The 24,359-nt window shown below is 67.9% G+C and carries 25 protein-coding genes; 12 read left to right on the top strand and 13 right to left on the bottom strand.

The annotated features are described in order from the left end of the window. Nucleotides 1-34 precede the first annotated feature (34 nt). Nucleotides 35-1,312 carry a M20/M25/M40 family metallo-hydrolase gene (locus C3E99_RS02340; protein WP_076074218.1) on the top strand — a complete coding sequence of 426 codons (1,278 nt, stop codon included), beginning with the start codon at nt 35-37 and terminating at the stop codon, nt 1,310-1,312. 142 nt (nt 1,313-1,454) lie between these two features. On the opposite strand, the gene C3E99_RS02335 is transcribed toward C3E99_RS02340, so the two are convergent. The 4 genes from C3E99_RS02335 to C3E99_RS02320 are packed head-to-tail and all read right to left on the bottom strand — an operon-like array spanning nt 1,455 to nt 6,820. After that, complete coding sequence (locus tag C3E99_RS02335; protein WP_076074215.1) at nt 1,455-2,732, bottom strand: alanine racemase; 1,278 nt, start codon at nt 2,730-2,732, stop codon at nt 1,455-1,457. After that, nucleotides 2,725-4,140, bottom strand: coding sequence for a D-arabinono-1,4-lactone oxidase (locus tag C3E99_RS02330; RefSeq protein WP_076074212.1), 1,416 nt, complete (start codon nt 4,138-4,140; stop codon nt 2,725-2,727). Before C3E99_RS02330 ends, C3E99_RS02335 begins: the two co-directional genes overlap by 8 nt. Further along, a complete protein-coding gene (locus tag C3E99_RS02325; RefSeq protein WP_199775053.1) occupies nt 4,140-4,490 on the bottom strand; it encodes a c-type cytochrome in 351 nt (116 codons plus the stop codon). The genes C3E99_RS02330 and C3E99_RS02325 overlap by 1 nt, the downstream gene beginning before the upstream one ends. After that, nucleotides 4,490-6,820 carry a TonB-dependent receptor gene (locus tag C3E99_RS02320; RefSeq protein WP_083675010.1) on the bottom strand — a complete coding sequence of 777 codons (2,331 nt, stop codon included), beginning with the start codon at nt 6,818-6,820 and terminating at the stop codon, nt 4,490-4,492. The genes C3E99_RS02325 and C3E99_RS02320 overlap by 1 nt, the downstream gene beginning before the upstream one ends. A gap of 227 nt (nt 6,821-7,047) precedes the next feature. Between C3E99_RS02320 and C3E99_RS02315 the strand changes: the two genes are divergently transcribed. Further along, on the top strand, nt 7,048-7,662 hold the full coding sequence (locus C3E99_RS02315; RefSeq protein ID WP_076074207.1) for a TetR/AcrR family transcriptional regulator: 615 nt from the start codon (nt 7,048-7,050) through the stop codon (nt 7,660-7,662). A 12-nt stretch (nt 7,663-7,674) separates the two neighbouring features. Here the strand turns inward: C3E99_RS02315 and C3E99_RS02310 are convergent, their stop codons facing one another. Then, nucleotides 7,675-9,309, bottom strand: coding sequence for a sulfatase-like hydrolase/transferase (locus C3E99_RS02310; protein WP_076074204.1), 1,635 nt, complete (start codon nt 9,307-9,309; stop codon nt 7,675-7,677). 14 nt (nt 9,310-9,323) lie between these two features. Then, nucleotides 9,324-9,968, bottom strand: a complete 645-nt coding sequence (locus C3E99_RS02305; protein ID WP_076074202.1) for a hypothetical protein — start codon at nt 9,966-9,968, stop codon at nt 9,324-9,326. 127 nt (nt 9,969-10,095) lie between these two features. On the opposite strand from C3E99_RS02305, the gene C3E99_RS02300 reads away from it, so the two are divergent. Further along, the gene (locus tag C3E99_RS02300; protein ID WP_076074200.1) at nt 10,096-10,728 is read left to right on the top strand and encodes a TetR/AcrR family transcriptional regulator; all 633 of its coding nucleotides are present in this window, start codon (nt 10,096-10,098) and stop codon (nt 10,726-10,728) included. Then, nucleotides 10,725-11,663 (top strand): formylglycine-generating enzyme family protein, encoded by a 939-nt coding sequence (locus C3E99_RS02295; protein ID WP_104959344.1) that lies wholly within the window; start codon nt 10,725-10,727, stop codon nt 11,661-11,663. Before C3E99_RS02300 ends, C3E99_RS02295 begins: the two co-directional genes overlap by 4 nt. On the opposite strand, the gene C3E99_RS02290 is transcribed toward C3E99_RS02295, so the two are convergent. Next, complete coding sequence (locus C3E99_RS02290; protein WP_234002564.1) at nt 11,583-13,451, bottom strand: arylsulfatase; 1,869 nt, start codon at nt 13,449-13,451, stop codon at nt 11,583-11,585. The two genes, C3E99_RS02295 and C3E99_RS02290, sit on opposite strands and share 81 nt — an antisense overlap. A 314-nt stretch (nt 13,452-13,765) precedes the next feature. After that, a complete protein-coding gene (locus C3E99_RS02285) occupies nt 13,766-15,304 on the bottom strand; it encodes a sensor histidine kinase (RefSeq protein WP_083675007.1) in 1,539 nt (512 codons plus the stop codon). Nucleotides 15,305-15,514: 210 nt separating this feature from the next. Here C3E99_RS02285 and C3E99_RS02280 point away from each other — a divergent pair, with 210 nt between their 5' ends. Further along, nucleotides 15,515-16,312 (top strand): response regulator, encoded by a 798-nt coding sequence (locus C3E99_RS02280; RefSeq protein ID WP_067108234.1) that lies wholly within the window; start codon nt 15,515-15,517, stop codon nt 16,310-16,312. Between the two features lie 150 nt (nt 16,313-16,462). Here C3E99_RS02280 and C3E99_RS02275 read toward each other — a convergent pair whose 3' ends face one another. Beyond that, a complete protein-coding gene (locus C3E99_RS02275; protein ID WP_067112087.1) occupies nt 16,463-17,089 on the bottom strand; it encodes a sigma-70 family RNA polymerase sigma factor in 627 nt (208 codons plus the stop codon). Nucleotides 17,090-17,531: 442 nt separating this feature from the next. On the opposite strand from C3E99_RS02275, the gene C3E99_RS02265 reads away from it, so the two are divergent. The 4 genes from C3E99_RS02265 (at nt 17,532) to C3E99_RS02250 (ending at nt 20,578) form a co-directional block, all read left to right on the top strand. Continuing rightward, nucleotides 17,532-17,789, top strand: a complete 258-nt coding sequence (locus C3E99_RS02265) for a NepR family anti-sigma factor (RefSeq protein ID WP_067112089.1) — start codon at nt 17,532-17,534, stop codon at nt 17,787-17,789. Next, a complete protein-coding gene (locus tag C3E99_RS02260; protein ID WP_067112092.1) occupies nt 17,786-18,421 on the top strand; it encodes a sigma-70 family RNA polymerase sigma factor in 636 nt (211 codons plus the stop codon). Before C3E99_RS02265 ends, C3E99_RS02260 begins: the two co-directional genes overlap by 4 nt. A 199-nt stretch (nt 18,422-18,620) precedes the next feature. Beyond that, entirely contained in the window at nt 18,621-19,790 is a 1,170-nt protein-coding gene (locus tag C3E99_RS02255; RefSeq protein WP_076074194.1) for a PQQ-dependent sugar dehydrogenase, read from the top strand. 20 nt (nt 19,791-19,810) lie between these two features. Next, on the top strand, nt 19,811-20,578 hold the full coding sequence (locus C3E99_RS02250) for an esterase/lipase family protein (protein WP_076074192.1): 768 nt from the start codon (nt 19,811-19,813) through the stop codon (nt 20,576-20,578). Here the strand turns inward: C3E99_RS02250 and C3E99_RS02245 are convergent. Next, nucleotides 20,557-21,066, bottom strand: coding sequence for a GNAT family N-acetyltransferase (locus tag C3E99_RS02245; RefSeq protein WP_076074189.1), 510 nt, complete (start codon nt 21,064-21,066; stop codon nt 20,557-20,559). The genes C3E99_RS02250 and C3E99_RS02245 overlap by 22 nt on opposite strands. Nucleotides 21,067-21,314: 248 nt before the next feature. Between C3E99_RS02245 and C3E99_RS02240 the strand changes: the two genes are divergently transcribed. Both C3E99_RS02240 and C3E99_RS02235 read left to right on the top strand, forming a co-directional pair. After that, a complete protein-coding gene (locus C3E99_RS02240) occupies nt 21,315-21,773 on the top strand; it encodes an Rrf2 family transcriptional regulator (RefSeq protein WP_076074187.1) in 459 nt (152 codons plus the stop codon). Continuing rightward, on the top strand, nt 21,766-22,461 hold the full coding sequence (locus C3E99_RS02235) for a class I SAM-dependent methyltransferase (protein WP_076074184.1): 696 nt from the start codon (nt 21,766-21,768) through the stop codon (nt 22,459-22,461). Before C3E99_RS02240 ends, C3E99_RS02235 begins: the two co-directional genes overlap by 8 nt. A gap of 3 nt (nt 22,462-22,464) precedes the next feature. On the opposite strand, the gene C3E99_RS02230 is transcribed toward C3E99_RS02235, so the two are convergent. Continuing rightward, nucleotides 22,465-22,947, bottom strand: a complete 483-nt coding sequence (locus C3E99_RS02230) for a GNAT family N-acetyltransferase (RefSeq protein WP_076074181.1) — start codon at nt 22,945-22,947, stop codon at nt 22,465-22,467. Nucleotides 22,948-23,048: 101 nt separating this feature from the next. Here C3E99_RS02230 and C3E99_RS02225 point away from each other — a divergent pair, with 101 nt between their 5' ends. Beyond that, nucleotides 23,049-23,378 (top strand): DMT family transporter, encoded by a 330-nt coding sequence (locus C3E99_RS02225; protein WP_067112112.1) that lies wholly within the window; start codon nt 23,049-23,051, stop codon nt 23,376-23,378. 10 nt (nt 23,379-23,388) lie between these two features. Here the strand turns inward: C3E99_RS02225 and C3E99_RS02220 are convergent, their stop codons facing one another. Then, nucleotides 23,389-23,901 carry a GNAT family N-acetyltransferase gene (locus tag C3E99_RS02220; RefSeq protein WP_076074179.1) on the bottom strand — a complete coding sequence of 171 codons (513 nt, stop codon included), beginning with the start codon at nt 23,899-23,901 and terminating at the stop codon, nt 23,389-23,391. Then, entirely contained in the window at nt 23,898-24,296 is a 399-nt protein-coding gene (locus tag C3E99_RS02215) for an acyl-CoA thioesterase (protein ID WP_083675198.1), read from the bottom strand. The genes C3E99_RS02220 and C3E99_RS02215 overlap by 4 nt, the downstream gene beginning before the upstream one ends. Nucleotides 24,297-24,359: the final 63 nt, after the last annotated feature.

Here is a 24,359-nt window from a genome sequence, read left to right as displayed (position 1 = left end):
GGATGCGGGACCCTGTTCAGCAAAAGGATTTTTCATGCGACATATCGCCTTTCTGCCCCTGGCGGCGCTGATGCTTTCTGCCGGCGCGGCCATGGCGGCGCCCGCCCCGAAGCCCGAGGCGGTTCTGAAGAACAAGGCCTATGACGCCGCGGTCCGGATTCTCGACCGCGACCACGACCGCATGGTCGCGGAGATCATCGCGCTGACCGAGATTCCGGCGCCGCCCTTCAAGGAAGCGGCGCGCGCGGCCGCCTATCGCGAGATGCTGCGCGATGCGGGGCTGACCGACATCGAAACCGACGAAGAAGGCAATGTCATGGGCGTCTATCGCGGCACCGGCCCCGCGGGCGGACCCGTGGTGATGATCGCGGCGCATCTCGACACGGTGTTTCCGGAAGGTACGCCGATCAAGGTTCGCCGCGAAGGCACCCGCCTCCACGCCCCCGGCATCGGCGACGACACGCGCAGCCTGGCGGTGCTGCTCGCCTATGCGCGTGCGATGAAGGAAAGCGGCATCAAGGTGCGCCGCGACATCGTCTTCGTCGGCAATGTCGGAGAGGAAGGGCCGGGCGACCTGCGCGGCGTCCGCTACATGATGGCGAAGGGCAAGTACAAGGACCGGATCGAATCCTTCTTCTCGATGGACGGGACCGATCCGTCGCGCTTCGTCAACGGCGGCGTCGGATCGAAACGCTATCGCATCACCTACAAGGGGCCGGGCGGGCACAGCTTCGGTGCCTTCGGCCTCGTCAACCCGATGGTGGCGATGAGCCAGACGGTCCTCGATCTCTATCGGATTCCGGTGCCCGCGACGCCCAAGACCACCTATTCCGCCAGCGTCACCGGCGGCGGCACTTCGGTGAATTCGATCCCGAACGAGGTCTATATGGACTTCGACATGCGGTCGGAAAGTCCCGAAGAACTCGCCAAGGTGGAGAAAGCCTTCCTCGCGATCGTCGACAAGAGCGTCGAGGGCGAAAATGCCGCGCGCTCGACCCGCGAAGGGCCGATCACCACCGACATCAAGCTGATCGGCGACCGGCCGGCCGGGCAGACGCCCCTGACCGCGCCGATCGCGCGCACCGCGGAGGCGATCATCCGCGCGAAAGGGTTGACCCCGCGCGCGAGCTTTTCATCGACCGACTCCAACATCCCGATGAGCCTGGGCATCCCGGCGATCACCATCGGGTCGGGGGGCGAAGCCGGACGCGGGCACTCGCTCGACGAGTGGATCGACGTCGAAAAGACCAGGAGCCTCGACGGGGCCAGCGTCGGCCTCGGCATCCTGCTCGCGACGGCGGGGCTGCAATAAGCGGCGGCGACAGACCGGCGTTGCCATAACCGTCATTGCGAGCGAAGCGAAGCAATCCAGGGCGGTTTACGCCACTCTGGATTGCTTCGCTTCGCTCGCAATGACGATATCAGGTTAAGTCAAAGCAGCCCCGCCCGCAGCGTCAGGCGGAGACCGGAAAGGTCGGCCAGACGCCGCTGATCGTCTCGCCGTCGAACAGCGCGATATCGCCGAATTGCAGGAACACCGCCTCGCTCTGGTTCGGGCGGAAGAAGACATGGTCGTCGGGCTTCAGCGCCACCCGCGTGGACCCGGTCAGCATCTCCTGATTGCTCGACCGGCCGTACAGGTCGCTGAACTGCAACCCCGGCGGCGACACCGGCGTCGCGAGCCAGTGGCCGCCATAGATGAAGAAGGCGCGCGCGGCATTCGGGTCCATGAAGGTCAGCGGGCCGGTAAGCCACTCGTTGCCCGGCAGTTCCATGCGACCCGCCTTGATCACCGGCGTCGCGATGAAGCTGGCGGGAACATGGCGCGCGAGCGACGCGAGGTCGAAATCGACCGGCTTGACGAACGCCGACCCCACCGACACCTCGTTCGCGACCGTGCCCTGCGCGTGGCGCGCATAGGTCGGGCTGCCCGCGCCGTTGAGCGTCAGCGTCGCCGGATCGACGCCCAGCTTATCGCGCAGCACGCCGATCGCGGTGCGATAGAGCTTTTGCGAGGCGGCGTAGGCCGCGTCGGGATCGCTCATCTTCGGCACATGCGCGTCATAGCCCATCAGGCCGCCGACCGCGACGTGCGGGAAGGTGCGCGCTAGTTCGACCGCCTCGGCCAGCGTCCGGCCGTCGGCGAAGCCGCCGCGATGCAGGCCGACGTCGATTTCCATATTGGCGCGCAGCCCCGCCCCGCGCGCCGCCGCGATCTCCGCATATTGCCGCAGCCGCGCGGGCGTATCGATCAGCCACTGGACACGGCCCGCCGCTTCCGCGCCCGCCCGGTCGACGAATTCGGCATATTCCATCGCGGGCAGCGGCTTGCCGAGCAGCAGGTCGGCATCGGCGCGCCCCGCCATGCTGTCGAGCATCGCGCCGTTGAAGACCATGAAGCGGTTGGTGGCGAGGCCGCGCGCGACATGGTCGATCAGGCCGGTCGCGGGGAGCGACTTGACGACGACGCGCAGCGGCAGTCCGGCGGGTTTCAGCGTCGCGCGCGCCGCGGCGATGTTGCGGTCGAGCCGCTGCTGGTCGACGACCAGCACCGGATGCGCGATCCCCGCCTTGCGCAGCGCCGCCGACAGCGCGAGGAAATAGCGGTCGTGAGCGCCACCATGGTCGCCCTTGCGCGACGCCAGCACCGCCGCGCCGCCGAGCACGACTGCGCCGCCGCCGACAATCGCCGCCCGGCGCGTCCAGCGCCTCGTCCGTCCAGCCTCAGCCATCGAGGAAGATTCCCTTCAGATAGTCGTTGAGCATCCGCCCCTCGGGGTCGAGCGCGCGGCGCACCTCGCCCGCTTCCTTCCAGCGCGGATAGAGCAGCGCGAGGTCGGGCGCCTTCAGGCTGTGCAGCTTGCCCCAGTGCGGGCGGCCGCCGTGGCGACGGAAGATCGGCTCGACGATGCTGAAGAAGAAATCATGCTCCTCGCGATAATAGGCGTGGACCGCGATCGACCCGCTCTCGCGGCCATAGAAGGGAGAGAGCCACGCGTCGTCGGCGGCGATCACGCGCACCTCGATCGGGAAGAAGACGTCCTTGCGGTGTGTCTCGATCGCACTCAGCACCTCGCGCAGCGCCGGGACCTGCGCCTCGATCGGCAGATGATATTCGATCTCGTTGAACCGCACCGGCCGTTCGTTGGAGAGCAGTTTCCACCCCTCGTCGACGACCTCCTCGGGCGGGATCTTCGCCAGTTCCTCGGCGGCCAGCTTGCGCCGCAGCGACGGGGCGAACTCGAACCAGTCGCGAAGCTGCTTCAGCCCCATCAGCGTTTCGGTGTCGGCGTCGGGACCGCGCGGCTTGACCGGCCTGTCGGTGACGTCGTTGGAGATCACCACCGAATGGCCGGTGAAGGGCAGGACATAGAATTCGACGTTGCGGTGCCGCTGGCGCAGCGCCGGCCAATCCTCCAGCACCTCTTCGGTAGGGCGCACCTCGGTGCGCTTGAGGATGCGGTTGAGCGGCTGGTTCTGGAGCGTGACCTGCGTCACGACGCCGAAGGCGCCGAGGCCGACGCGCGCGGCGTTGAACACCTCCGGGCGGGTGACGGCATCGCAGTCGATGACCTCGCCCGTCGGGGTCGCGATCCGCATCGCGACGACCGATCCATGCATCGCCTGGATGCCGCGCCCGGTGCCGTGCGTTCCGGTGCCGATCGCCCCCGCGATCGACTGCTTGTTGATGTCGGGCAGGTTGACCATCTCCTGCCCCACCGCGGCGAGCGCGGGGCCCAGGTCGGCGAGCCGGGTGCCGCCGCGCACCGTCGCGCGATTGGTCGCGGCATCATGGCCGACCAGCCCCGCCATGCCGTCGAGGGTCAGCAGCGTGCCGTCGGTCGGCACCAGCGCGGTGAAGCTGTGCCCCGACCCGACCGGACGCACCGGCGCGGGGGCGCGGGTCAGGATGGAAAGCAGTTCCTCCTCGCTTTTCGGCGCGCCTCGCTTTTCGGGGTAGCTGTGCGCAATCCCCGACCAGTTGCTCCACAGCAGGCGGCCTTCGGCGTCCTGCGCCGCGAGCGATGCCGGCTCGCGATCGCGCAGCCAGTTGCGTCCGGCCAGACCGCCGACGCCGACCGCGCCCGCTCCGATGACGCCGCCGCCGACCAGCAGCGCGCGCCGCGTTACCTTGCCCATCAATCCCTCCCCGCCATGAAACGAATGAGCGCCGTATAGTCGTCGGGCGAGCAGGCGAAGCATTGTCCGCCCGCCGGCATGCCGTTCAGCCCGCGAATCGTGCTTTCCAGCAACGCCGCCTCGCCCTTTGCCCAGCGCGCGTCCCACTGCGTGCGGTCGCCGGTCAGCGGCGCGCCGGTGTCCGGAACCGTGTGGCACGACTTGCACGCCTGCTCGTAAAGCCCGGCGAGGCGCACGCCGGCGGGCTTCAGCGCCGCGCTCTGCTCGGGCGTCAGCGGCTTCGCCGGCGGCGGCTCCGACTGGCAGGCCGCCAGCAGGAGCACCGCCGGGACCAACAGCAGCCTGCGCATCAATATTTGACCCGGAACTCGACGCCGAAGCTCCGGGGCTGTCCCTGGAACTGCTCGACGAACCCGAAATCGGCGAGGTCCACGGCGAAATTGATATATTTCTTCCGCGTCAGGTTCCGCCCGAAAAGCGCCGCTTCCCAGCGCCCGTCCTCGTCCTTGACCGCGATACGGCCGCCGAGCAGCCAATAGCCCTTCTGCTTCAGCAGCGGATTGTTGTCGGTCGAGAAGAACTGGCTGCTGCGATAGGACACCGACGGCTGGAGCGCGAGCGCGACGGCGTTCGACAGCGGGATCTCGTAATTGGCGACGCCGCTGAAATTGACCTTGGGCGACAGCGCCAGCCGATTGCCCGAATAGTTGGTCCCGGCGCTGACGAAATCCTTGATCTCGGTATCGAGCAGGCCGAGGTTGAGCGTGATGTCGAGCCGGTCGACGGGCCGCGCGATCATCTCGAACTCGGCGCCATAGATGGTCGCATTCGCCGCATTGGCGAGCAGCGAAACCGGGATCGCGCCGGTGTTGATCAGCGTGTAGAGCTGAAGATCCTTGTAATCATAATAGAAGGCCGCGGCGTTGAAGCGCAGGCGCCGGTCGAGCAGCGTCGATTTCAGGCCGATTTCATAGGCGGTGAGCGTTTCCTCGTTGAACGGCTTCGCCTGTTCCTCCGCCTCGACGGGATCGAAGCTCAGATAGCCGCCGTTGAAGCCGCCGCTCTTGAAGCCGGTCGAGATGGTGGCATAGGCCATGACATCGTCGGTTATGTCATAGTCGAGGCCGACCTTGAACGAAACATTGTCGAACGACTTGCGATTGTCGAACGCATAGAGCGGCAGGATGCCGCCGGGGACGGGGGCGGTCACGATATTGCCGTCCTCGTCCGAGAAGGTCATGATCTCGTCCTCGAACTGCGCCGCGGCGCGGAAACGCTTGCGCTCGTAATTGTAGCGGCCGCCGACGGTCGCACGCAGCGACGGCGCCAGCTCGATTTCGGCCTGGCCGAAGATGGCGGCGGCTTCGGTCGTCTGGCGGTTGAGCGTGCGCGAGAAGAGGACCGGCGCGCCGCCGGTCGTCAGGCCTTCCGGATCGGCGCCGCCGTCGGGGGTCAGCACGCGCAGGTCGCGGAACAGGTCACCCGTCTGGTCCTGCTTCAGCACCTCGTGCAGATAATAGCCGCCCGCGACCCAGGTGACGCTGCCGGTCGATCCCGACAGGCGCAGTTCCTGGGTGACGGTCTTCGACCGCACGCCATAAGTGAGGTGGAGCAGCGCGGCGGGGCTGGCGTCCGAATCCTCCTGGTGCAGCTTGTCGTCGAAATCATAGGCGGAGATCGAGGTCAGCGTCACGTCGCCCAGATCCCAGTTGAGCCGTACCGCGGTACCCCAGCTTTTCGATTTCAGCCGGTCGCTGCGGTCGTAATTGCCGTCGTAGAAGCCTTCGGGGCTGACATAGCCGAGGACGTTGCCGCACTGGTTCGCCATGATCGCGTCGGCGGCGCAGGGCGTCGTGAAGCCGGTGTCGGGATCGAGCAGGCCGAGGCTGCGGAATTGCGGCGAGCGCACGTCGACGCGGCCGCCGTGGACGTTGACCAGCGCGTCGAAATTGTCGGTGACGTCGACCGCGAGCTGGCCGCGCAACGCGAAACTGCCCTGCCCGTTCTCGCGCCGGCCGGTCAGCAGGTTGTGGATATAGCCGTTCGCATGGGTGCCGGTGCCCGCGATGCGGAAGCGGACGCTGTCCGAGATCGGGCCGCCGATCGCGGCCTCGCCGGTGATGGTGTCGAACGAACCATAGGAAAGCGACGCCTGCGCCTGGAAATCGCGGCTCGGCTTCGCCGCGATGAAGTTGATCGCGCCGCCGGTCGCGTTGCGGCCGTACAGCGTGCCCTGCGGCCCCTTGAGCACCTCGACGCGCTCGAGATCGAAAAGCTGGAAGGTCTGCGCGCTCGGCGAGCTGATATAGACTTCGTCCATATAGACGCCGTTCGGACCCGAGTTGTTGCGGTTGGTGTCGCTGAGCCCGACGCCGCGAATATAGATGAGCGGCTGGTTGCCCGCGCCGCCGGGAAGCCCGATCTCGAGGTTCGGCACCACCCCGGCGATGTCGGAGCTCGACTGGATGCCGAGGTCGGACAGCGCGTCGCCGGCAAAGGCGGTGACCGCAACGGGAACGTCCTGAAGATTCTGCTCGCGCCGCTGCGCGGTGACGACGATGTCACCGATGCCTTCGTCGGCGGGCACCGCGTCCTGCGCTGCCGCGATCGCCGGAACGACCAGCGCGCAGCCCGTCAGCATCAACAACGCACGACGCCCCGTCTTAACCTGAAAACCCATCGAATTCCTCCCGAGAATGACAATGTAGTTATCGCTATATTATAGCAATCGCTATAATGGGTCAATATTCGCGGTGCGCAGGTCGACTCGGTTGACTCCCGGGGGTGCCGGCTTTGCCGTGCGGACGATTTGGCGCGCGCGGGCGAACGGGTTATGGGTCGGTCAACCCTCGGGTCAGGACCCAGGCCGATGCGGCCGCGCAGGGAGCGATGGAGATACGGGGAGCAATGGCGATACCAAGGCAGGACGCGGCCGGACGGCCCCGCCGATCGACGCGCGAGCGGCTGCTCGACACGGCGGGCGAGTTGCTGGCCGAGGTCGGGATGGACCGCATCTCGACCAATTTGATCTGCGAGCGCGCCGGGCTCACTCCGCCGGCGCTTTATTATTACTTCACCGACAAGTTCGAGGTGATCGTCGCGCTCGGCGAGCGCCTAATGGATCGCCAGAATGCGGCGCTGGTCCGCTGGCTCGACCGCTACGCGAGCGCGGGCATTCACGCCTATGCCGAGAATAACGAGGAACTGCTCCGCGAGACGGCGGAGATCACCGAGGCCGAACCGGGGGGCGTCTGGATCGAACGCGCGCTGCATTCGAGCCCACGGCTCGAACATGTCCGCATCGAATCGCACCGCTATGTCACCGACCGGCTGACCGACGGCTTCCAGCCGTTCCTGCCCGACCGAACCCGCGACGAGGTCTGGCTGCGCATGCGCATGCTCGTCGAGTTCGGCTATGTCGCGACCGAATTGCTCCACGCCGAAAGCGGAATCGCGCGCGACGCCATCCTCGCCGAAACGGCGCGGATGCAGAGGCTCGTCATCCTCGACCTCGTCGACTGACCCCCGCCAGCCTCAATTGGTCCAATAGACATAATCCTGCCCGTCGCGCCACGGCGCGTCGAGCGGTACGTCGATCCGCACCGGTCCCTCGATCAGCCCCGGCCAGATCGGTTTCGCCATGTCCCTGTTCTGCCGCGCGATCATCGCGGCAAGCTGCGCGACGCGCTGCGGCTCGCGCGCCGACAGGTCGTGCCGTTCGGTCGGGTCGGCGGCCAGATTGTAGAGGCGCGCCTTTTCGGGGCGCTTCGTCACCTGCAGCTTCCAGTCGCCCATGCGCACCGCGCGATAGGCGCCCGACCGCCAGTACATCGCCTGCCGCTTCGCCGGCCCGGCCAGGATATTCTCGCTGTCGATGATGCGGTCGGACGGCAGCTTCGCCCCCGCGGCCGCGGCGATGGTCGCGAAGAGGTCGAGGTGCCCCGTCATGTCGGCGCGCGTCGATCCCGGCGCGATATGCCCCGGCCAGCGCATGAACAACGGCGTGCGGATGCCCCCCTCGAAGAAGGTCGCCTTCCACCCGCGATAGGGCGCGTTGAGCCGCGGGATGCCGTTGTACCAGGCGCCGCCGTTATCGCTGGTGAAGATGACGAGCGTGTTGTCGTCGATCCCCTGTTTCTTCAGCGCCGCCATCACGTCGCCGATGCGCCGGTCGAGCTGCGCGATCATCGCGCCATAGACACGCGTCTTGTGGTCCTTGATCTGCGGCAGCTTCGCATAGTCCGCCTTCGTCGCCTGCAACGGCGTGTGCGGCGCATTGAAGGCGAGATAGAGGAAGAAGGGCCGGTTGCGGTTCGCCGCGATCGCCTTTTCGGCCTCGGCGGCGAAATAATCGGTCATATGCCCGTTGGGATGAAAGCGCTTGCTGCCGTTGAAGGTCACGGCGTGGCGCAGATTGGCCCAGATGAACCGATCGATCGGGTCCCACGGCAGCTTGGCGTTGACCGTATCGGGGTCGTCGTCGGGCAGGAACTTCGCCCCACCGGCCAGGATCGCGAGGCTTTCGTCGAAGCCCTGCGCCTGCGGCTGCAGCGCGGGCGATTCGCCCAGATGCCACTTGCCGATATGGATGGTGTGATAGCCCGCCGCCTTCACCGCCTCGGCGATCGTCACCTCGCCCGACGGAACGCCCATGTCCGGATAGTCGGGAATATCGTCGGTGATCAGATCCTTGTGGAATATCGCCTTCAGCGGCCCGACGCCGTCGCCATGCGCGAGGTTTTCCGCGAAAGCGGTGGGAACGGCGGTGAATTCGAAGCCGAACCGCGTCGGATAGCGCCCGGTCATCATCGCGGCGCGCGACGGCGAACAGGTCGCGTTGGCGGCATAGGCGGTGGTGAAATTCAACCCCTCGCGCGCGATCGCGTCGATGTTCGGCGTCCGGACGATCCCGCCCGCGACCCCGCCGCCGTTGAGGCTGATGTCGTTGAAACCCATGTCGTCGGCGACGATCAGGATGATGTTGGGGGGCCGCTCGCCTGCCGGCGGCGCCTCCGGTCCCTGCTGCCACGACACCGCGCGATTGGGCTGCACCGGGTCCCGCCAGTCCTGGATCAGTCCCGGCAGGCGGAACTTGTTCGCCTCGAACGCCCAATACCCCCCCGCTCCCGCCAGCGCGAGCACGCCGAGCGCCACCCATCTCTTTCGCATCCTGTCCTCCCCACCTATCCGAATGTCAGAACCGCGATGTGACCGAAGGCCGCCGCGAGCGCGAGCGCCAGCCCGACGGTGACGCGCGGGCTGGCGTAAAAGCCGATCTGGCGCTGCGTCGGGAAGGAAAAGGTCGATTCGATCCCCAGCGTCTTGTTCGGATGCGCGGCGCGGAAAGCGGGGTCCGCCGCCATGCGGACCAGATCGCGGCGGCTGCGGTAGCGCATCGTACCGACAAGCGACCAGCCGGGGTCGGCGGGCGTATTCCACGCATCGATATAGCCGCCGACCTTGCGCCCGACGAACAGCGGATGGCCGCCGCGCGCGATCAGGCCGCGCACGAACGGCTCCGAATAGCGGCGCAGCCACTCGCTGCCCTCGCGCGCCGTGCCGCTCGCCGGATCGGTGACGAGACCGGGCCGGGTTCGCACGAGGTTGACCATCACGAATTCGCGGCCGTCGTCGGCTTCCAGAAAGGCGCGCAGCCGTTCGGCATCGTTGCCGGTTTCCGCCATGCGCGGCCCCAGCGTCGCGAGGAAAGCCTCGATCTCCTCGCCGCGCAGCGGGCGGCGGATACCGTCGTAGAACAGCAGGAAGGCAAGCCAGAGGAACAGCGCGCCCGCCCAGATCGCCGCCAGCGCCGTCTCCGGTCCGGTCATCGCCTCTCCCCTCTCTCCGGTTGCCCCGAAACAATTGACACTCTATGTGTCATTATATTCATGGCGACGCAAGACGGTTCGGCGTCACCCATTGACCCCGGCGGCAAGCTGGGCCAGCGGAGGCGGCATGGCGACGCAAACGAAGAAGCGGGAGACGAAGGCGGCGCGGCCGGAGCGCATCGACGGGCGGCGCGAGCGCAGCCGGTCGAGCCACAAACGCATCGTCGAGGCGATGATGGAACTGATCGCCGGCGGCGACCTGATGCCGAGCGCGGCGCGCGTCGCCGAGGAAGCGGGAATCGGGCTGCGCACCGTGTTCCGCCATTTCGACGACATGGATTCGCTCTACAGCGAGATTTCGGCGACCGTCGCCGAGCGGGTGATGCCGATCGTCACCGCGCCTTATCGCGGCGAGGACTGGCGGGCGCATGTCCGCGATCTGGTCCGGCGCCGGGTGCGGGTGTTCGAGACGATGCTGCCCTTCCGCCTCGCCGCGAACATCAAGCGCTATCAGTCGCCGTTCCTGATGGCCGAATATGGCCGGGTGATCACCGTCGAGCGCGAACTGGTGCTCCGTCTGCTGCCCGACGCCGTCGCCGCCGACCGGATCGCGAGCGAGGCGCTGTGCGCCGCGCTGTCGTTCCAGACCTGGCGCGCGATGCGCCACGACCAGGGCCTGCCCGCCGAGGAGGCGGGAACGGTGATGGCGCATATGGTCGATGCGCTGCTCGCCGTCGCGCCCGCAGGACAAGACCGGTGATCGGCCGCGCCGCGCTGCTGTCGCTCGGCGCGCTGGCAGTGCTCGCCGCCTGCGGCAAGCCGAAGGCGGAGCGGCTCGCCGAGGCGCAGCCGCCCGAATGTCCCGCAATGCCTGCGGCCGATTATGTCTGGATTCCCGGCGCTAACTTTACCATGGGCGCCGACGCGACCCTGCCCGAGGAGGCCCCGGCGCGCGCCGTGACGGTCAAGGGCTTCTGGATGGCGACGCACGAAGTCACCAACGCCGAATTCGCCGAATTCGTGAAGGCGACCGGCTACAAGACGCTGGCCGAGAAGGACCCGCCCAGGCTGCCCGGCGCGCCCCCCGAAATGCTGGTTCCCGGTTCGGCGGTGTTCGCGGCGCCGACCGACGGCAACCCCAATTGGTGGCGCTGGGTGGTCGGGGCCGAGTGGCGCCACCCCGAAGGGCCGAAGACGGGCATCGCCGATCGCGGCCGCGACCCGGTGGTGCAGGTCGGCTTCGAGGACGCGCTCGCCTATGCGCGCTGGAAGGGCAAGGCGCTGCCGAGCGAGGAGCAATGGGAACTGGCGGCGGCAACCGGCGGCGCACGGCGCGACGTGCCGGTCGATGCCGATGGCCGCCCGCTCGCCAACTATTATCAGGGCGTCTTTCCAGTCCGCGATCTCGGCACCGACGGTTTCAGGGGCCGGGCGCCGGTCGCCTGCTTTCCCGCCGACGGCCACGGGGTCCACGACCTGATCGGCAATGTCTGGGAATGGACGACGAGCGCTCTCGACACCGACCGCAATGTGATCAAGGGCGGCAGTTTCCTGTGCGCGGCCAATTATTGCGCGCGCTACCGCCCCGCGGCGCGCCAGTTTCAGGAACGCTCGCTAGGCACCGATCACATCGGCTTTCGCCTGATCGACACGACGCGCCCGCCGCCGCCGGACCAGCAGCCAGCCCAGCGCTGAGAAAGCGACGAGCGCGCCCCCGAGCACCAGTGCCGCCTGGATCGCGCGCTTGCGCCCCTGCTTGCGCCACGCATAGAGGTTGATCTGATCGTCGGCGGTGTAGCCCGCCGGCATTTCGAGCACCCCGTTCGCCTTGGCGAAGGCCGCGTAATCGGCGCGCATCGCGGCGAAGCGGTCGGGCATCGTCCGCGACAGGTCGCGCGTCTCGCCGGGGTCGGTGCGGATGTCGAACAATTGCCAGCGCCCGTCGCCGGTCGGCGGCAGGTTGCGCACCAGCTTGTAATCGCCGCGGAAGAGGGCGGCATTGCCCGACAGTTCATAGCCGATCGGCGTGTCGCCATGGACGCTGCCCGCCGCGCCGGCGAGCACCGGAACCAGGCTGCGTCCGGCCAGCGGTTCGACCCGCCGGCCTTCCCATGTCCCGCCATGCGCCGGGACGCCGGCGAGTTCGGTCAGCGTCGGCACGATGTCGGTGACGTGCGCCAGCCCGTCGCTGATCGCGCCCCCACGGACCTGCGGATGGCCGGGCCAAGCGATGATGAGCGGCACGCGCAGCCCTCCCTCGGTCGCACTGAACTTGTAGCCCGACAGCGGCGACGCCGCCGCGCTCGCCCAGCCGGGACCGATGGCGGCGAAGCTGTGCCGGCGGCCGATGTTCGCGATCGACGTGTCATATTCCATCCCCAGGAACAGCCGGTTGCGCAGCCGGTTATAGGGATCGAGCGGTTCGGGTCCGTTGTCCGACAGGAAGACGAAGATCGTGTTGTCGTAATCGCCGCTCGCCTTCAGATGCGCGACGAGGCGACCGATCTCGCGGTCCATCGCGGTCGCCATGCCGGCATAGGCCTGCATCGTGCGCGTCGCCGCCCTGCGCTCGTCGGCGTCGAGCGCCTTCCAGTCGCGGGTGGTCGCCATCGTCACCATCGGCGCGCCCGCGGGCACGATGCCGAGTGCGGCGGCACGCCGGGCCCGCGCCTCGCGCAGCGCCGTCCAGCCGTCGCGATACAGACCCGCATAGCGCGCGATGTCGCTGTCGGGCGCCTGCACCGGGATATGGTTGGCCAGGAAGTTGACCGAGGCGAGGAAGGGCTTGCCGCTCACGCGGTCGGCCTCGATATAATCGATCATCGTCTGCACGACGAAACGCGACGAATAATAATCCTTGGGCAGCTTGCCGGGCTTGCCGTTGTCGGTCCAGTTCGCCTTGTCGTACATTCCCTCGATCGGGCGCTGGTCGAAATTGTCGGCACCCGCATCGGCGAGACTGAAGGCGCGGTCGTACCCGCGTGCCTCGGGCAGCCGCGTCGCGTCGCTGCCCAAATGCCATTTGCCGGTCAGGTACGTGCGATAGCCCGCCGCCTTCAGCATCTGCGCGATGGTGACGACGCTGTGATTCATCACCGTGTCGTATCCGGGCTTGCCGCGATGCGCGTCGGGGATCGTCTCGGGCATATTGCCGAGCCCGGCGCGGTGATTCATCACCCCGGTCTGGAGCATCGCGCGCGTCGGCGAACAGGAGCCCGCGGCATGGAAGTTGGAAAAGCGCACCCCCGCCTTCGCGAGCGCATCGATGTTCGGCGTCGCATAGCCGGCGCCGAACGATCCGACGTCCGAAAAGCCCCAGTCGTCGGCGAGCAGGATGACGATATTGGGATGGCGCGGCGGTGCCGGGGCGCGCTGCGCCGCAGCCGGCACCGCCGCGAGCAGGGCGCCGGCAGCCAAAAGTCCGGCGCGGCGAACGACGGCCATGCGGTCCGGCCCCCCGCCGGTTTCCACGCGCACAGCCATCGCTCCCTCCCTGCTGTTATATTGGCACTATCCATGCCAATATATCGACGCATGCGCAAGGGGGCGTCGCAAGATGGAGGTGCAGATGGAGCGACGTGGGTTAGGGCTAGCGGAGATTCGGTTTCCGCACGCTTATCCTCCCGTCGTCATGCTGAACTTGTTTCAGCATCCATGGCCCGGCCTTCCCTACTGCGCTGCCTTCTATTCAAGGGCAGACCGCGGACCCTGAAACAAGTTCAGGGTGACAAAACATAGAGAGCAAACGCGTTACTTCCATTCCGGACGGGGAAAGTCGGTAATTCAGCCGACGATTTCTATGCCTCGCGCCACCGCGCCGGCAGCGTGATCTCGCATATCAGGCCGCCGGGTTCCCAGCGACGCTCGATCGTGCCGCCCAGATTGTTGCGCACGCTGCGTTCCATAAGCAGCGTGCCGAAGCTCGTCCGTTCGGGCGGGGCGACGGCGCCCACGCCGCCCGATTCGGTCCAGGTCAGGCGCAGCAGGCGCGGGTCGGCGTCCTCGTCGTCCTGCGTCCATTCGATATCGACGCGGCCCTTTTCGGCCGACAGCGCGCCGTGTTTTGCGGCGTTCGTCGCCAGTTCGTTGAACAGCAGCGCCATCGCCACCAGCGCATTTTCGGGGAGAAGCAGATCGGGTCCGGACCAGCGGATGCGCGGAAAGGATGCCTCCACCTCGCGCAGCAGCGCATGCATCGACCCGGTCATGAAATTGGCGCCCAGCAGCACGTTCTGCGCCCGGTTGAGCGCGTCGAGCCGGCTGCTGATCCGGTCGACATAATCGTCGACGTCGCGCGCCGACTGGCGCGTCAGCGAGATGATCGCCCCGACCGTCGCGAACAGGTTCCGCATCCGGTGATGAAGCTCGCGCATCAGCAGGTTGGCGTTTTCCTGCCGGCTTTTCTGTTCGGTGATGTCGACGCTGATCCCGGTCAGCATCGCATCGTCCGCCCGCACGTCCCAGTCGCCGCGCGCCGCGATCCAGCGCACCCCGCGCTCGGGATGGCAGATACGATATTCGGTCGCATAGGGATCGCCGGTGTCGATCGATTCGTCGAGAACGCGGCGCGCCGCCGCGCGGTCGTCGGGATGGACCCGGGCGAAGAATCCCTCGCCGGTCGACAGCGCGGTCTGGAAATCGGCCCCCCACAGCTCGGCGGTCGCGCCGCGCCAGCGCAGCTGGTCGGTGCGCGCATCGAGCTGCCAGGTGGCAATGCACGAGAAATCGAGCGCGCGTTCGAGCATGCGGCGCGCCGCGTCGCGCTCGGCGGCGGTGCGGCGCAGTTCGGCCTCGGCCATGATGATCGCCGCGAAATCGCGCAGCCGGCCGAGCAAACGCGCGTCGAGCGCAGGACGCGACTTGCGATCGACGATGCAAAGCGTACCAAGCGCGACGCCGTTATGGGCCAGCAACGGCACACCGGCATAGAAGCGGATGCCGGGCTCGCCGGTGACGAGCGGATCGTCGCGGAAGCGCGGGTCGAGCGCCGCGTCGGGAACAATCAGCGCCTGCTGGTCGGCGACGACATGACGGCAGAAGCCGATGTCGCTCGGGATTTCGGCGAGGTCGAGCCCGTGCGCCGACTTGAACCATTGCCGGCGGTCGTCGAGCAGCGCGACCAGCGCGATCGGCGCGTCGAACAGGTCGGCGACCAGCTTCGTCACCCGGTCGAAAGCGGGGTCGGGGCCGCTATCGAGAATGTGATATTCGCGCAATGTATCGAGCCGGCGACGTTCGTCGCGCACTGCCTCGCTGTCCCCACCGTCGGCCAATGCCTGTCCCTTGCTGCGATCCGGCGTGTCCGCGCCGTTTGTCACCCCGGGCCGCTTTGCCATGAATCCGGTTCCCAAATCAAAGCCTGGGGGTCCGAAATCGCAAAAAGGTCGCAAATTCACCCGCTTGCGCCGAACCCATGTCGCGTCCCGGCTATGTCTACGCATCGCGACGCGACAAGTTGCAGCGCGGCGCCATGCTTTTTTGCGCGCGAAAAGCGGAACCTGCGCGGGCGAGCCGCGTATGACTCGCTCAAAGAGGGAGCTTCCAACATGCCATTGGGCGAAGAAATCCGTGGGCACCTGCCCTTCCTGCGCCGCTATGCGCGCGCGCTCACCGGCAGCCAGTCGCATGGCGACCATTTCGTCCATACCTTGCTGGAAGTCATCGTCGCCGCGCCCGACGAAATCCGGTCGGGCCAGGGCATCCGCATCGACCTCTATCGCTGCTTCCACCGCATCTGGGAAAGCGCCTTCATCGAGGATGGCGAGGTCGACGGCGACGCCGCGGAGGACCCGCTCGTTCGCGCCGCCAATCGCCGCCTCGCGCGCATCACGCCGCTGGGGCGCCAGATTCTGCTGCTGACGGCGCTCGAGGGATTTTCGGTCGAAGAGGCGGCGATCGTCACCGGCACCGACGTCGCGACGGTCGAAAGCCTGCTCGACGAAGCGGTCGCCGACCTCGACCGCGAATCGCGCACCTCGGTCCTGATCATCGAGGACGAACCGCTGATCGCGATGGAGCTGGAGCAGATCGTCCGCGACCTCGGCCATCGGGTCGCCGGGATCGCGACGACCCACGACGACGCCGTCGCGGCGTTCGAGCGCAGCGAGGCGGGGCTGGTGCTTGCCGACATCCAGCTTGCCGACGGGTCCTCGGGGATCGATGCGGTGCAGGACATATTGGCGATCGCGCCGGTTCCGGCGATTTTCATCACCGCCTTTCCCGAACGGCTGCTCACCGGCAACCGCATCGAACCGACCTTCCTGATCTCCAAGCCCTTCCGCGAGAATACGGTGCGCGCCGCGATCAGCCAGAGCCTGCTCTTCACGCCGCAACTCGCGGCCTAGGGCGGATCGACATTCAGCTCTGGCGGCCTGCAAATGGCGGCTTTTCGCGCTTCCGGTGCTCACGTGCCATCAGCACGCTGCGCTCCGGGTCGCGAAAAACCACCATTTTCGCCTCGCCATCTTCTGAATGTCGATCCGCCCTAGGAGGGTTCAGCCCCCGGCGGGTCCGTTCGCGGTCAGATCGTCGACCGTGCCCATGATGGCGGCGAAGGCCTCGCTCGCCGGCAGTTCGTCGGTACTGCGCAGCGGCATCTGCCCGCTGTCGAGAATCGCGTGCAGCGCGGCGCGCGCGCGCGACACGCGGCTCTTCATCGTGCCCACCGCCACGCCGCAGATTTCGGCGCCCTCGTCATAGGACAGTCCCCCCGCGCCGATCAGCACCAGCGCCTCGCGCTGATCGACCGGCAGCAGCATCAGCGCGCGCTGCACGTCGGCCAGGTGCAGGCTGTCGTCCTGATCGTCGGGCGCGACCAGCATCCGCTCGGCCGCAAGCTCGTCATAGTCGGCGGTGAATTTCCGGCGCCGCATCTGCGACAGGAAGCAATTGCGCAGGATGACGAAGGCCCAGCTCTTCATGCTCGACGGGCCCGGGACATATTGCGCGCGCGCCTTCCACGCCTTCAGCATCGTTTCCTGCACCAGGTCGTCGGCGAGGTCGGCGTTGCCGCACAGGCTGCGGCCGAAGGCGCGCAGATGCGGCAGCAGCGCCGCCAGCTCGCGCTTGAAACTGGCGTCGTCGAGCGGACCGGTAGCGGCGATGTCGGAGGTGCGGCTCATGGTCGGCGCCGATCGGGACGCAAGAACCGCGCGGAAGAAAAATCATGCATTCCGTCGTTACTTAGCGGGTGGCGACGCCGATGCAAAGCCTATCGCGCCGGTGGCAAATACCTAGGGTCAGGGCCCCTTAATGGCGCGTTCGAGGTTTGAAGCGATTTTGCTCAGGGCGAGGAGGCAAGGCGCAATCGCGAAGCGACGCCGAAATGGCTTCGATCTCGGGCCCGCGCGGCCTTGCGGGTAGCGATGCTACCCGCTGCACCCGCCCAAGCCCGAGATCTTCGCCATTTCGACGCCTCGAACGTGCCATTAAGGGGCCCTGACCCTAAGGTCGGGGCCGCGCCCACGCGGGCCCGTGCCCGCTCACTGTGGTTTTAGGGCAACGCATCTCGTCGCAAAAAATCGGACGCGGGGAACCTGCGGCCCCCTCTGTCGTTGCTTCGGAATGGCAACGCACGGAGAAAACAGGATCAACGGCGCACATGCGCCCGGCCGCGCGGTCGACGCGCCGCGCCGGATGCACGGTGGCTTTCCGGGCACGGGAAGCGACCAGTGGCACCGGACGCTGACGGGCCGCCAGTCGCCCGAGCCAGTCAGCGCCAGGCTGCGCATGATCTATGGCAACATCGTCGCGGAAAGACTGCCCGACGGGATGCTCGATCTCTTGTCCCAGCTCGATCAGAAAAGCCCGACCAAGGAATGACCCGAACCCAAGCTGCGGCGCCATCGCAGGACGACAAGCGTTTGACCGATGGCGAATTCAAGACGCTGCTCGCCGGCGTCATTCCGCACCTGCGCGCCTATGGCCGCAGCCTGTCGGGCAATCCCGACCTCGCCGACGACCTGACGCAGGACACGATGGTCAAGGCCTGGGCCTCGCGCGACCGGTTCGAGCGCGGCACCTCGATCAAGGCGTGGACCTTCGTCATCCTGCGCAACACCTTTCTGTCGCAGATGCGCCGCAACAAGTTTCGCGGCGATTACGACGAACTGGCGGTCGAGCGCACATTGTCCACCCCCGCCTCGCAGGAAGAGGCGAGCGAGATGGCCGATCTGCAGCGCGCGCTGATGGAATTGCCGCAGGACCAGCGCGAGGCGCTGATCCTCGTCGGCGCGGGCGGCCTGTCCTATGAGGAAGCGGCGAGCATCTGCGACTGCGCGCTCGGCACGATGAAGAGCCGGGTTTCGCGGGCGCGCGGCGCGCTCGAGGAGATCATGACGCGCGGCCAGTTCTCGCAGAAGCGCGCCGACGCGCCCCCGGCGAGCGAGGCGATGGATGCGATCATGGACAGCGTCGAAATCATCGCCGCGCGCCGCGAGGAATCGCGGCGCTGACGGACGCCGGGTCCCCGCGAAGACGGGGACCCGGAGCCATGCGAGGACACTCTGGCCTCCGCCTTCCGGAAGCGCGGCTTTTCGACGACTTCGGCGCCAGAGAGCCAGGCCACGGAGCCCCCTCCACTCTCTCCCGCTCGACATTCGGCCGATCGCGCGCCAGACTGCATCCGTCTCCCCAGCCAAGCGAGTATTTGCAATGATGAAGCTTCCAGCCCTCGCCCTTTCCGCCGCGATGATCGTCGCGGCCTGTTCGACCGGCCCGGCGAGCAACGCCGCCGACAATGCGCGGCTCGACGCCTCGGGCGAGCAGCCCGCGGCGCCGCTTGCCGACGCGCCCTTCACCGTCGAGACGGCGGCGGCCTTCGACGAGCCCTGGGCGATGACCTTCTTTCCCGGCGGACGGCAGGCGCTCGTCACCGAACGCGCGGGCAAGCTGAAGCTGTGGCAGGAGGATGGGCCGGTGCTGGACGTCGCGGGCGTTCCGCCGGTCGCCTACGGCGGGCAGGGCGGATTCGGCGACGTGATCCTCGCGCCCGATTTCGCGACCACCGGCATCATCTATCTGAGCTGGGTCGAGGCGGGCGACGGCGACAATTTCGGCGCGGTCGTCGGCACGGCGAAGCTGGTTCAGGGCGACGCACCGCGGCTCGACGGTCTCCGCATCATCTGGAGACAGGACCCCAAGGTGCCGGGCCGCGGCCATTTCTCGCACCGCCTCGCCTTTTCGCCCGACGGCAAGCATCTCTTCATCACCTCCGGCGAGCGGCAGAAGTTCGACCCGGCGCAGGACATGAAGGCCAATCTCGGCAAGGTCGTCCGGCTGAACCCCGACGGCAGCATTCCCGCCGACAATCCCTTTGCCGCGCAGGGCGGCGTCACCGCGCAGATCTGGTCGCTCGGCCACCGCAACCTGCTGGGGCTGACCTTCGACGGCGCCGGGCGGCTGTGGAATCAGGAAATGGGGCCGAAGGGCGGCGACGAGGTCAATCTGGTCGAACGCGGCGCCAACTACGGTTATCCGATCGTGTCGAACGGCGACCATTATGACGGCAAGCCGATCCCCGACCATCCGACCCGCCCCGAATTCGCCGCGCCGAAGCTGTGGTGGAATCCGTCGGTTTCGCCGGGCGGGCTCGCCTGGTACGGCGGCGACCTCTATCCCGGCTGGCAGAACAGCCTGCTGATGGGCGCACTGTCGGGGCAGGGCCTGATCCGCATGCGCGTCGACGGCGACCGGCTGCACAAGGCCGACCGCTGGGATTTCGGCACCCGCATCCGCGAGGTCGAGGTGCGCGAGGACGGCAGCGTCTGGCTGCTCAGCGACGGCAAGGACGGCAAACTGCTGAAGCTGGTCCCGAAGGGCTGATCCCCGCGCGGGCGCATGCCATGATCCGCACCCTGCTCTCGCGCCGCGCCGAATGGCCGGCCCGCGTTCCCGATCCCGACGCGCCGCCGCCGCTCGGCCTGTTGTGGCGCGAGGTCGCGGCGCTGCTGCGCGCGCTGGGCGGGCGCGTCCGCCCGATGCCGCCGGAACCCAACCCCGACAGCCCGTGGCCGCCGGTGATGATCCTTCCCGGCTTCCTCTCCGGCGACTGGTCGACCAAGGGGCTGCGCGCCGACCTGCGCCGCGCGGGTTTTCGCTGCTATGCCTGGGGCCTCGGTTTCAATCGCGGCGCCACCGCCGACATCATCGAGCGGATCGACACGCGCGTCCAGTGGATCATCGACCGCACCGGCCGCGCGCCCGCGCTCGTCGGCTGGAGCCTCGGCGGCATCTATGCCCGCGAATATGCGAAGCATCACCCCGGCCGGGTGGCGCGCGTCGTCACGCTGGGATCGCCCTTTTCGGGCAGCCGCCGCGCCAATCGCGCGTGGCGGCTCTATCACCTGATCGCGCGCCACCCGGTCGACAATCCGCCGATCGACTTCCACCCCGCCCCACGCCCGGCGATGCCGACCTTCGCCCTGTGGTCGGCGCACGACGGGGTGGTCGCGGCGGCGAGCGCGCGCGGCCTGCCGCACGAAAGCGACCGGCAGGTCGAGGTCGATTGCGGCCATATGGGCTTTGCCTATGCCGCCACTTCGGTCGCCGCGATCGCCGCAGCGCTGACCGAAGAGGTCGCGGCGCGCGATCAGCAGACGTCGATCCGGTAGTCGGCGCCCGCGCGCCACGCGAACAGCATACGCCCCGGCCGCCGGCCCGCCTGCCCCGTCGGCACGAAGCCGATCCGGCGCAGCAGCGCTTCGGAGCGCGCATTGCCCGGACGGCATTCGGCGACGATCGTGCCGCCGGGCCACGCCGCCGCCAGATCGCGCACCACCGCCGCGACCGCCTCGCGCGCCAGGCCCCGGCCGCGCGCCGCGGCGGCGAACCAGTATCCGACCTCGTGATCGCGGCCGCGGCGATGCACCCCGATCACGCCGATCAGCGCCGCGCCTTCGCGCACGGCGTGAAAGACGTCATCGCCGCCCGAACGCGCGATCAGCGCGTGGGCATCGGTCTCGGTGAACGGGGTCGAGAGGAAATGCACCTGCTCGGTCACCGACGCATCGGTGATCGCGGCGAGCGCGGGCGCGTCGGCGGCGTCGAGCCGGTCGATGCGGCAGCGCGCGGTGGTCAGGCGGATCAATGTCTCTGTCATCTTGCGGCTTTCCGAAAAGGCGCGCCGTGGCAGAGAGGGTGTGGTTTCGGGATGATGACCAGGCGCCTTCCGACACGGCGGCGATGGTCATGATAGGTGATGCCATGCCGCTCCTTAGGTAAAGGAGCGCCAATAGGCCTTGAAACGTGGAGATCGGTCGCTGGTCATCACGGCGGCGCGTCTACCACCGCCGCGCGCGCCGATCAAGTCGGCTTGACTCGTGTCAATCACGCACTAATTGAAGTTACATGAAACGCGACAGCCGTCTTTCGGGCGTTCTCCACATCTTGCTCCACATGGCGGACGCAGGGGAACCGCGAACGTCCGACCAGCTGGCAAAGGCGATGCGGACCAACCCCGTCGTCGTTCGCCGCCTGCTGGGCGGGCTGCGCGACGCGGGGCTGGTGCATTCGGAGAAAGGGCATGGCGGGGGATGGACGGTCGCGCGAAACCTGGCTGCGATCAGCCTGGCCGACATCTATCGTGCGATCGGCCGTCCGGCGCTGATCGCAATGGGGAATCGCGACGATGCGCCCGACTGCCTCGTCGAACAGGCCGTGAACGCAGCCCTCGAGGCAGGCTTTCGCGAGGCAGAGGCGTTGCTGCTCGCACGGTTCGAACGGGTGACGCTGGCCGCGCTCGCCGACGAATTCCACGCGCGCCTCGCCGCGCTCCCCACTGCCTGCAAGGACCCTGTTCATGGCTGAAGCCATCCAGTATTTCCTCGACCATTTCAAAGACCCCGAAACGGTCGCGCACTATGCCGACGGCCCGCGCCGCTTCGTGCCCGGTATGGACGGCCTCCATCGCATGACCGGGCTGCTGCTGGCCGAGCATGTTCCCGAGCGCGGGCATGTGCTGGCGCTGGGAGCGGGCGGCGGACTGGAGCTCAAGGCGATGGCGGAGGCTCACCCCGGCTGGCGCTTCACCGGCGTCGATCCGGCCGGGCCGATGCTGGCGATGGCCGCGCAGATGCTCGGGCCGAACGCGGCGCGTGCGAATCTGGTCGAGGGTGTCATCGACGATGCCCCCGCCGGTCCCTTCGACGGCGCCACCTGCCTCCTCACCCTGCATTTCCTCGACCGCGACGAACGGATACGCACGGCGGCGGCGGTCCGCGAACGCCTGCGCCCCGGGGCGCCCTTCGTCGTCGCGCACGGCAGCTTCCCCCAGGAACCCGGAGAGCGCGACCGCTGGCTCGACCGCTATGCCGCCTATGCCGTCGCTTCGGGTGCCGACCCCGATGCGACGGCGAAAGGACGCGATGCGGTGGCCCGCCACGTCGCCATGCTGTCGCCCGAAGAGGATGAGGCGGTCCTGCGCGCCGCAGGCTTTTCCGGCGTCGCGCTGTTCTATGCCGCCTTCACCTGGCGCGGCTGGGTCGCTTATGCCTGACGGTCAGAGCGTCCGATACAGGACCAGCGCGTCGACGAACCCGTGCGCCGGGTGGTCGAACGCGCCCGGCAGGCGTCCCACCACCTCGAACCCCAGCCTTTGCCAGAGCCGGACCGCGCGGTCGTTGGAGGAGACGACGAAATTGAACTGCATCGCGCGAAAGCCGCGCGCCCTGGCGCGCTCGACCGAATGATCGCACATCGCCCGCGCGATGCCGCGCCCCGTGGCGGCGGCGGCGGTCATATAGCCGCAATTGCACACATGGGCGCCGCCGCCGGCCTGGTTGGCGCGCAGATAATAGGTGCCGAGCACCGCCCCTTCGACCTCGGCGACGAACACTTCCTTGTCGGCCCCGAACCAATAGGCGAGGGCCTGTTCCTCCCCCATGTCGCGATCGAGCGCATAGGTATCGCCGGCCCGGATCGTCGGCCCGATGATCGCCCAGATGGCGGCCGCGTCGGCCGGGGTGGCGGATCGTATCTGCATGGCCGCCGTGCCTATCGCGCCGCCGCCGCGCCAGCAAGCGCCGCGACGGCTGGACGCGCCCAGCCGGGCGGCATATCCCCGTGGGGCGAGGAGCGCCTGCCATGAGCTATGTCTATCTTTTCATCGCGATCGTGTCGGAGGTCGTCGCAACCTCCTTTCTGAAGGAATCGCACGGCTTCACCCGGCTCGGCCCGTCGCTCGTCACGATCGTCGGCTATGCCGTCGCCTTCTATTGCCTGTCGCTGACGCTGCGCGCGATGCCCACCGGCGTCGCCTATGCGATCTGGTCGGGGGTCGGCATCGTGCTGATCGCGACCGTCGCCTGGCTGTTCCAGGGGCAGAAGCTCGACACGCCCGCGATCGTCGGCATGGCGCTGATCATCGCCGGGGTGATCGTGATGAACGTCTTTTCGGAAAGCCTCGCCCAATAGCGCTGGGACGCTACGCGTCCACCGGCCGCCGCATGACGAAGGTGCCGGGACCGTAAGGACCGTCGGCGCCCGGCGCGGCATAGGCGAAACCCAGGCGCTGCCAATAGGCGTCGGCACCGCCCACCGCGACCAGTTCGATCACCGGCAGACCCGCCGCCCGCGCGAGGTTCAGGACCAGCGCGACCGCCGCCTCCCCTGCCCGCTGGCCGCGCGCCGCGGGCAGAAGCGCGATGTCGTGGAGATAATAGCTGTCGGGGTCCGCCGGGAGAGCACCGAGCGCGGCCCCGAGCTTCGGCGGCGCTCCGAGCCGCCACGGATGGGTGACGAGATAGCCGATCGCCGTCCCTTCGCCCTCGAACCCCCTGCTTTCGAGGATATGGCACCCCTGCGGATAGAGGGCGAGCCGCTCGGCATAGGTCGCCAGCGGTTCGGTGAAGGCGCCGTGCACGGCATCGGACATCGCGGCGACCGCAGGCAGGTCGTCGGCACGCATCGGGCGCCACGTCGCCGTGCCGCCGCTCATGGCGCGTCCAGAAAGGGCGCGACGACAGCGGCCGTCACCCGCAGCGGCCGCCCGCTCGCCTTGTCGAGCAGCGCCCACACCGTCCGCGCGCGAACATGGACCCGCCCATCCGCGCCGGTGAATTCCATGAAACGATCGAACTTCGCGCCCTGCGGCGCATCGGCGACCCACGTCCGCGCGGTGACGCTCTCGCCCGGCCCCAGCGCGCGCAGATAGTCGATCTCGTGCCGCACCACGACCCAGACATAGGCATCCTTGTGGCTCTGCGGCGCCGCGGCATCCCAATGCGCGGTCGCGACCTGCTGAATCCACTGGACCCAGACCGCATTGTTGACATGGCCGAGTTCGTCGATCGTGTCGGGCGTGGCAGTGAGGGAGAGGGTGAAGTCTTTCATCTCGATCCTCGCATGAAAGGGCATCCCCCAATCGTCATGCTGAACTTGTTTCAGCATCCATGG

The organism is Sphingopyxis sp. MG, assembly GCF_002953155.1.
Taxonomy (GTDB): domain Bacteria; phylum Pseudomonadota; class Alphaproteobacteria; order Sphingomonadales; family Sphingomonadaceae; genus Sphingopyxis; species Sphingopyxis granuli.
The sequence above is the reverse complement of the archived record's forward strand: the minus strand, read 5'-3'. Positions and strand labels throughout refer to the sequence as shown.

Bases quoted from the DNA above. Each gene is read 5' to 3' on its own strand.
- C3E99_RS02250 (WP_076074192.1), top strand. From the start codon at position 19,811: ATGATCCGCACCCTGCTCTCGCGCCGCGCCGAATGGCCGGCCCGCGTT.
- C3E99_RS02245 (WP_076074189.1), bottom strand. From the start codon at position 21,066: ATGACAGAGACATTGATCCGCCTGACCACCGCGCGCTGCCGCATCGAC.
- C3E99_RS02330 (WP_076074212.1), bottom strand. From the start codon at position 4,140: ATGGGCAAGGTAACGCGGCGCGCGCTGCTGGTCGGCGGCGGCGTCATC.
- C3E99_RS02225 (WP_067112112.1), top strand. From the start codon at position 23,049: ATGAGCTATGTCTATCTTTTCATCGCGATCGTGTCGGAGGTCGTCGCA.
- C3E99_RS02320 (WP_083675010.1), bottom strand. From the start codon at position 6,820: ATGGGTTTTCAGGTTAAGACGGGGCGTCGTGCGTTGTTGATGCTGACG.
- C3E99_RS02255 (WP_076074194.1), top strand. From the start codon at position 18,621: ATGATGAAGCTTCCAGCCCTCGCCCTTTCCGCCGCGATGATCGTCGCG.
- C3E99_RS02280 (WP_067108234.1), top strand. From the start codon at position 15,515: ATGCCATTGGGCGAAGAAATCCGTGGGCACCTGCCCTTCCTGCGCCGC.
- C3E99_RS02335 (WP_076074215.1), bottom strand. From the start codon at position 2,732: ATGGCTGAGGCTGGACGGACGAGGCGCTGGACGCGCCGGGCGGCGATT.
- C3E99_RS02220 (WP_076074179.1), bottom strand. From the start codon at position 23,901: ATGAGCGGCGGCACGGCGACGTGGCGCCCGATGCGTGCCGACGACCTG.
- C3E99_RS02340 (WP_076074218.1), top strand. From the start codon at position 35: ATGCGACATATCGCCTTTCTGCCCCTGGCGGCGCTGATGCTTTCTGCC.
- C3E99_RS02235 (WP_076074184.1), top strand. From the start codon at position 21,766: ATGGCTGAAGCCATCCAGTATTTCCTCGACCATTTCAAAGACCCCGAA.
- C3E99_RS02240 (WP_076074187.1), top strand. From the start codon at position 21,315: ATGAAACGCGACAGCCGTCTTTCGGGCGTTCTCCACATCTTGCTCCAC.
- C3E99_RS02315 (WP_076074207.1), top strand. From the start codon at position 7,048: ATGGCGATACCAAGGCAGGACGCGGCCGGACGGCCCCGCCGATCGACG.
- C3E99_RS02265 (WP_067112089.1), top strand. From the start codon at position 17,532: ATGGCAACGCACGGAGAAAACAGGATCAACGGCGCACATGCGCCCGGC.
- C3E99_RS02300 (WP_076074200.1), top strand. From the start codon at position 10,096: ATGGCGACGCAAACGAAGAAGCGGGAGACGAAGGCGGCGCGGCCGGAG.
- C3E99_RS02275 (WP_067112087.1), bottom strand. From the start codon at position 17,089: ATGAGCCGCACCTCCGACATCGCCGCTACCGGTCCGCTCGACGACGCC.
- C3E99_RS02260 (WP_067112092.1), top strand. From the start codon at position 17,786: ATGACCCGAACCCAAGCTGCGGCGCCATCGCAGGACGACAAGCGTTTG.
- C3E99_RS02285 (WP_083675007.1), bottom strand. From the start codon at position 15,304: ATGGCAAAGCGGCCCGGGGTGACAAACGGCGCGGACACGCCGGATCGC.
- C3E99_RS02310 (WP_076074204.1), bottom strand. From the start codon at position 9,309: ATGCGAAAGAGATGGGTGGCGCTCGGCGTGCTCGCGCTGGCGGGAGCG.
- C3E99_RS02215 (WP_083675198.1), bottom strand. From the start codon at position 24,296: ATGAAAGACTTCACCCTCTCCCTCACTGCCACGCCCGACACGATCGAC.
- C3E99_RS02290 (WP_234002564.1), bottom strand. From the start codon at position 13,451: ATGGCTGTGCGCGTGGAAACCGGCGGGGGGCCGGACCGCATGGCCGTC.
- C3E99_RS02230 (WP_076074181.1), bottom strand. From the start codon at position 22,947: ATGCAGATACGATCCGCCACCCCGGCCGACGCGGCCGCCATCTGGGCG.
- C3E99_RS02325 (WP_199775053.1), bottom strand. From the start codon at position 4,490: ATGCGCAGGCTGCTGTTGGTCCCGGCGGTGCTCCTGCTGGCGGCCTGC.
- C3E99_RS02305 (WP_076074202.1), bottom strand. From the start codon at position 9,968: ATGACCGGACCGGAGACGGCGCTGGCGGCGATCTGGGCGGGCGCGCTG.